This window comes from Enterococcus sp. BWB1-3 (assembly GCF_016745275.1).
GTDB lineage: Bacteria > Bacillota > Bacilli > Lactobacillales > Enterococcaceae > Enterococcus_L.
Window position 1 is genome coordinate 1 of the sequence record NZ_JADOEP010000049.1, and the last position, 6541, is coordinate 6541.

Consider the following 6541-nt stretch of genomic DNA (forward strand, 5'->3'; position numbering starts at 1 on the left):
GATCGGTAAGAAAAGCTTTCTTCAAGTACGAAAATGGTATTCGTCTTGCTTTGACCAAACCCTATTCCAATGGTCGCTTAGAGAACTTGCACACGCATATTAAAACGCTAAAAAGAGTTGCTTTCGGGAAACGATGCTCTTTGAAGATATATTTGCCTATGTATTAGAACAGAATGCTAAGGCTCGAATATTTGCGGAAGATGTTATCTACATGTATTTGATCATGTTAAAGCGAATACAAATAAGCATTATTTTATTTGAGAGATGACACATATTGAAGCCAAACATCAATCAGAATTGGAAAAGAAGATCAATGAGGAACCCCCCCCCTTTTTATTTTCTTGACAGAAAGTGGGTATTATATAAAAGGAGAAAGAAAAAATTTGCCTACTCTGTCCATATAGATTGGGATGAACATAGATTTGTTTTGGTATCATTTAATAAAATTTGAGAGAATTGCAGCACTCTTTTTAAAATATTCTCCTCTACATTTATTTCCAAGACACTCTTGTACCTCACCCATTTCATGAATAATTTCAAATAAATGATAACTTGTTTTATTTGAATCAATCCAGGACATACCTGCTTGACAAATTTCCAAAGCACATTGATATTCATGTAGCTTTCGCAGACTCTTTGAAAAATACAAATAAATATCAATAAGAAGAATTGTTGTATTTTTATCTTTAAAGGAGTTAATGAGTTTAAATGCAAAGTTGAAATAATAATTAGCTAATTGATATTTATTCAGTTCATAGTATCCTTGCGCAATTCCAGATAGAATATAACATTCATATACTGTATAGATTCTATCAATTTTAAGTTTCAGAACCCCATTTTTTTATACTTAGTATCCATCGTTTGTTCAAGAGCATCAATAAGCTGCTGTATAGATGCTAAGTATTTTTTTTGAATTTTATTTAGAAATAGTCCTTTGAAATATAGTATTTTCTGATAATTAATTTTTTCGAGAGAAGAATCTTCAAAATTAAAATTAGCTAAAATATGTTCAATTTCACCATATTCTTCCATTAAAACACAATTTTCGAGCTTTTTTATATTTTTCTTTTGCTCTGAAATATAGTCAGAATTAAATGAAAGCAATGTATTCAAAGATATATTAAGCCTCTCAGAAAATAACTTAACAATATGAACTGACGGTGTCTGGTTGCTGTTTTCAATTCTAGATAATTGAGCCTGTGAACAAATTCCGTGTGCTAACTGACTTTGAGACATATGCAGCTTAATTCTATATTTTTTTATTTGACTCCCGATAGTAATGATACCCCACCCCTAAACTACATTCTGCTATATAATTAGAATATACTAAAAAGTATATGGAAACACAAGGGGAAATGTGTTAATATTATTTCAATTGATAAGAAGGAGTTAAATGAATGTACGAAATTAGAGAGTTTAAAAATTCTGATACTGAATCAATTATTGAATTCATTATTAAAATCCAAAGAAACGAATACAATATAAACATTAGTCTTGATGATCAAACTGACCTATTAAAAATTGAAGAGTCCTATATAAATGACGGCGGTAATTTTTGGGTAGCACAAAATCAATTCGGAGCAATCATAGGAACTTTAGGAGTTCAGCGTCTATCAAAGAATAGAGCAGCATTGAAAAAAATGTTTGTTCATTCTGCATACAGAAACAAAAAAATAGGTAAATCCTTGATAAATTATCTATTCCAATATTGTGAAGATAATAAAATAAATGAAATATATCTTGGAACTACTGATAAATTTAAAGAAGCTCAAATATTTTACAAAAAAAGTGGTTTTAAAGAAATATCTATAAATGAACTACCAAAAGATTTTCCAACCTTAGAAGTAGACAATCATTTTTATAAAAAAAATAAGTCATAGGTTGTATTCTCCATATCAACTACACATTTCTCAAAGAATTCCTGAGTTGAGTAGAAAGGACAGAATAGAAGCGTTAAAGGATTGCGGAAATAACGCTCTGTCCCTTGTTCCAAATAAGATAAAATTTGATCTCTTTACGGATAGTAGTAGAAGCGCTATTAGTATTTACCAATTTTCTGAAGCATTAGTAGTTGATGAAGGTCCTCTAGGGACCGGACAAACATATTCTGACCTTTTAGAAAATTTAAAAAAAATTTTGGCTTTGAACATAATATCCTGTTTACTCAAGGTCGAGCAGCAGAGGCTGCCTTTTGCAACAAAATGCTTGATGAGAAGACTGTAATTATGAGTAATAAAACCTTCTCTACAACTCAATATCACCAAAACCTTAATGGAGCTAAAATTGTAAGCGTACATTCTGAAGAGTCAGAGGATTTCTCATCATTCTATTTGTTTAAAGGGAATGTTGACTTAATCAAGCTCGAGAGAGAATTGTATTCTGCTGAAGGAAATGCTCTTATTTGGATAGAATTGTGTTCCAATTACATCGGGGGGCACGGTTTATCATATGAAAACTTAAAGAAAATAAAAGACTTGTCTCTTAAGTTCAATGTCTCATTAGTTATGGATGCGACAAGAATTCTAGAAAATGCGATTTTGATTAAAAAATATGAAATGCCTGAAATTAGTATCAATTCTATTGTTAAGAAAATTACGAGCTGTGCAGATTATTTAGTGATGAGCTTAAAAAAAGACTTTCTTTGTTCTTCAGGTGGGCTAATATCATGTAGAAACAAAGAGGATTATCTTGTTTTATCAGATTATCAAATTACTCATGGGGGAGAAATATCGGGTTATGAGAAATCATTAATTTCAATTGGATTAGAAGTAGTTAGTTTATCATAGCCAGTAGCTATTTTAAGTAAATTTTTTAACTTGTTAAAAAAGTATTCTGCAAATTGTCTTTCTTTGTAAAGATGCCAATCCGTGGATCATGGTTGCCGTGTATTCTCCTTTGGCGGAATCACATACGAAGCTCTTCGCTCAACTATATAGAAACGTATTAGCTCTATCTCCTAGAATGCAAGGCACTTTCAGATGAAATTCTGATAAAAGTGAGATTGCTTGACTACTGTCATGAACTTAACCAGAAGAAAGTTGTAGACTGATAGGATCTCCTAAACATCCACGATAGCATGAATTTTAGTCGAATTTCCACCACGACTTTTATCTATGTATTGATTGGCTTCATATACTATTGCGTTTTTTTAGTTCCTGCACTTGCTTAGCATGCACGTTTCAGGGATATGACTAGTCCCTTTGTCACTCCAATCTATAGAAACAATCAGCTCCAGATGATAAAATAATTTTGCCAAAAAACTATAAGGAGCTGATTATTATCCATCGTCAAGAAATTTTTGAAGATATAACTCTTTTTACTTCACAACCTGTCGCTCGCTTTTACGATCAATTGTTTCTAAATTAGACGTATCAACGATTGCTGAATATCCTAAAATCGGTCGTAAGGCGATGATCTGTGCCTTCAATGTGATGAAAACCGAAGGTTTTCAGATGATTACTGAACTTCTAGATTATTTGAATAATAATTTACTGACCGCTCATTACTGCGGATTTGATATTGCTAGACCTTTGCCTTCGTATTGGTCCTTTGACAGATTTCTAAAAAATTTAGATCATACAATTCTATCCAATCTTATGAAGACTCAAGTGCTCATACTTGCAGAAAAAGGCATCGTTGATACTTCTTTTATCGGCTTGGATTCTACACCAATCTCCGCGAATACAACTCTTAATAATCCCAAGTCTTTTTCTCGTGATAAATTCAAGAAGGGAACTATTCCAGCGAATGATTCTGATTGTAAAATTGGGGTTCACTCCGCTTCAAACCAGATAAATGAACGGAAATTCAATTTCTATTGGGGCTATAAAAATCACGTGTTAGTTGATTGTATCTCTGGTTTGGCACTTGCTGAATTGACAACCACTGCGAACGTTGCTGACCCAACTGTTGCACTTAATATCTTTGCGGATACACATTCTTTTTTACCGTTACGGAATGCTCTTTTTTAACAGATAAAGGATACGATACAAAAGCAATTTATAACCAAATCGCACATCTTTATAACGGGGAATGTTTTATCCCACTAAACAAACGAGGAACTAAAACAGTTAAAACCTTATCTAAAGGAAACCCCATTTGTGAAGCTGGTTTAGCTATGCATCGTGATGGGAAATTCTCAGATGCTGGACGGACTCGACAAAAATTTTGTTGTCCGTTTAAGCAATCTAAAATTGGGCATTGTCCTTGTAACCATAAGAACTTCCTAAATGGGAAGAAAAATCGTGGGTGTACAAAATATCAAACAATCCCTGACGACCTAAGGTTTTCTATTGATCGAACGAGTAAGACATTCAAGCAAAACTACTCTTTACGTACAGAATGCGAGCGATACAATGCCCAGTTCAAAAATGCTGGACAAGAGCGTATGTGGGTAAAGAATATAAATTCCGTTAGGAATTTGACTACACTCACTCATATTTCTCTTTTATCAATTGCTATTGCTGCTATAAACTCAAATAACAGTCAGTCCTATCGGAAACTTAAAACGCTAAAACGAACAGCTTGAATCACTCAACTGAATAGCCAAATTTTTTCGTAGTTTTCACTACGTCTACTTTGTGATGCCTTCAGATAATCATTTTTTATTGTTTGAGGATTGCTATGAAGAGTTACTAGATCGAATCAACCATTTTGCTCTTCTCTAGAACTTACTATAACATAATTACTTTTCAGACATATCCTAGCCATTAAAAATGAATCCTTATTTTCACTACTACATATTATTACTCATTCGGACGGAAATAATTTTGAATATTGTATAGAATCATTAAATAATCCGTCTTGGATTTATGAAGGTCTTTTCAACAAGATGCTAATGGAATATAAGCTTTTTTTAATAAGCCCATATTGTTTTGAGGAATATCCAGTCTCTATAGAGGGGGTTGAAAAATCGTTTAAATATTTAATGACAAATGAGACCTACGATTTAAATGAAATTGAAAAAGCTTTGGAAGAATCATGGATTGTAACGAAAAATGATGAAACTCTCAAAAATGAGTGTCTCGATTTTATAAATCCGTCAATAGTGGACTTTCTATCAAGTAAAACGAATTCTAGTAGCATGTTTAATAGAATATTATCTCAGACAAGATACGTGGCCCAAATTATAAAATCTTCAGGAGTTGATATTCTTTAGGATAAAGTGGGAAATAATTATAACTTTTATTTTGATAAGAATCTATACGTAGGTGAAAGAATTTCATTTTTACTACAGGAAAATGAAGTTAAAGAAGGCGGTAAATTTATTGAACTTCTCTATGAATTCAGCGGAAAATATCATAAAAGGAATTCGATATATCATTTTAAGGGTGATTGGAGTGAATTAGCTAGCGAGTTCTATTTCTCAGATAATATCAATGCTAAACACATTTTTGTAGAAGAGCTACTTTACTCAGAATCAAATAGAATTCTTATAGATAACATATTGAATAATATTTCAGATGTAGATAGTTTCTCAGAGTCCTTGGGTTATTTAGTTGAAGAGGTATATGGATGTAGCTTAGCCCAAAATGAACTAATTGATCTTGCAGAGGAGAAGACAGGAGTGAATTTATACAGTGAAATTGTCTACTGTAAGCAGCAGAATCTTCAGAATAAAGTAGATGACTTTTATGAGATTGACGACTTTTTAGAACTCAGTAGATATATTGACTCTGAAGACGACAAACAGTTTGCTTTAAATAAAATAATTGAGGATTATCAAAATAATATTTATCAAGAGGTGAAAGGTACTTTTTTTGAATCTGAAGTTGAAAATTTTGATTTAGACTTTAGTGGGTCAAAATCTTATATAAGTGAGAAAATAGATGAACATCTGCAAGATTTAAATAGCTATGAAGATGACTATGAACCTACTAATTTTAGTGAATTAGATACGGTAGATTCTATACTTAATAAACCTTCAGGATAAGATGGGAATTTCCTGAAAATGGGTAGCATGTGGAAGATAATAAGAGATTTGTGAAGATATATTAATTGAGTGGAGTGAAAGAGAAGCTAGAACTTTCCACTTCTCATCTCGACTCTATTCTCCTTAAGGTGTCTACTGACCGTCTGTCTATGACAACCATACATATCAGCTAGTTCATAGACAGTTGCTCCTTGTTGGTATTTCTGAATAATTTGACTTATTTCAGCTTTGGATAATAGCTTTTGCTGCCTGGTTTTTGTAGCTTTAGCATTACTGCTGATTTTGTCGTATTTTTTCAAATTATTCTTACAAGAATTACCAGCCTTATACTTCATTATCCTATCAGTGAGGTTTATATCAAGGACCGATAGGGCGATTATGTGTATTGTGTATAAAGATTTGATAGAATATGAAATAATGATTTTATGAAGATAATGGATGGAGAATTTGTTTCTCATTCGTTATCTTTTTTTAGTGAAACCAATTATGGCTCTTTGTCAAATCGGACTGATAGTATCACCAATGAACATCGGAAGAAGGAATCGAACTCCTTCTCCGGTGTTTTTTATTTGTATTGAATAAGGCCGTTGAGTAAGAAAATTCGGGTAC

7 protein-coding genes and 1 pseudogene are annotated in these 6541 nt (G+C 32.3%); 6 read left to right on the top strand and 2 right to left on the bottom strand.

Features of this window, described 5'->3' with window-relative positions; translation table 11 throughout:
- The coding region (locus IW492_RS17550; RefSeq protein WP_202069371.1) for a transposase at window positions 1–167 on the top strand (167 nt) is incomplete at its 5' end.
- Between the two features lie 658 nt (window positions 168–825).
- Here the strand turns inward: IW492_RS17550 and IW492_RS17555 are convergent.
- Window positions 826–1284 (bottom strand): helix-turn-helix domain-containing protein, encoded by a 459-nt coding sequence (locus IW492_RS17555; protein ID WP_330928482.1) that lies wholly within the window; start codon window positions 1282–1284, stop codon window positions 826–828.
- Window positions 1285–1397: 113 nt separating this feature from the next.
- On the opposite strand from IW492_RS17555, the gene IW492_RS17560 reads away from it, so the two are divergent.
- The 5 genes and pseudogenes from IW492_RS17560 to IW492_RS17580 all read left to right on the top strand — a co-directional run bounded on the left by IW492_RS17560 (window position 1398) and on the right by IW492_RS17580 (window position 5932).
- Complete coding sequence (locus tag IW492_RS17560) at window positions 1398–1880, top strand: GNAT family N-acetyltransferase (RefSeq protein WP_202069375.1); 483 nt, start codon at window positions 1398–1400, stop codon at window positions 1878–1880.
- Between the two features lie 255 nt (window positions 1881–2135).
- Window positions 2136–2786 (top strand): annotated as a pseudogene (locus tag IW492_RS17565) (beta-eliminating lyase-related protein); the annotation flags it as partial.
- A 609-nt stretch (window positions 2787–3395) separates the two neighbouring features.
- Window positions 3396–3971: a hypothetical protein gene (locus IW492_RS17570; protein WP_442896378.1), complete on the top strand. Its 576-nt coding sequence runs from the start codon at window positions 3396–3398 to the stop codon at window positions 3969–3971.
- Between the two features lie 860 nt (window positions 3972–4831).
- Window positions 4832–5158 carry a hypothetical protein gene (locus tag IW492_RS17575; protein WP_202069379.1) on the top strand — a complete coding sequence of 109 codons (327 nt, stop codon included), beginning with the start codon at window positions 4832–4834 and terminating at the stop codon, window positions 5156–5158.
- 6 nt (window positions 5159–5164) lie between these two features.
- Window positions 5165–5932, top strand: coding sequence for a hypothetical protein (locus IW492_RS17580; RefSeq protein WP_202069381.1), 768 nt, complete (start codon window positions 5165–5167; stop codon window positions 5930–5932).
- An 86-nt stretch (window positions 5933–6018) separates the two neighbouring features.
- On the opposite strand, the gene IW492_RS18790 is transcribed toward IW492_RS17580, so the two are convergent.
- Window positions 6019–6390 (bottom strand): helix-turn-helix domain-containing protein, encoded by a 372-nt coding sequence (locus IW492_RS18790; RefSeq protein ID WP_442896377.1) that lies wholly within the window; start codon window positions 6388–6390, stop codon window positions 6019–6021.
- Between the last annotated feature and the right edge of the window lie 151 nt (window positions 6391–6541).

Bases quoted from the DNA above. Each gene is read 5' to 3' on its own strand.
- IW492_RS18790 (WP_442896377.1), bottom strand. From the start codon at position 6,390: ATGAGAAACAAATTCTCCATCCATTATCTTCATAAAATCATTATTTCA.
- IW492_RS17560 (WP_202069375.1), top strand. From the start codon at position 1,398: ATGTACGAAATTAGAGAGTTTAAAAATTCTGATACTGAATCAATTATT.
- IW492_RS17575 (WP_202069379.1), top strand. From the start codon at position 4,832: ATGCTAATGGAATATAAGCTTTTTTTAATAAGCCCATATTGTTTTGAG.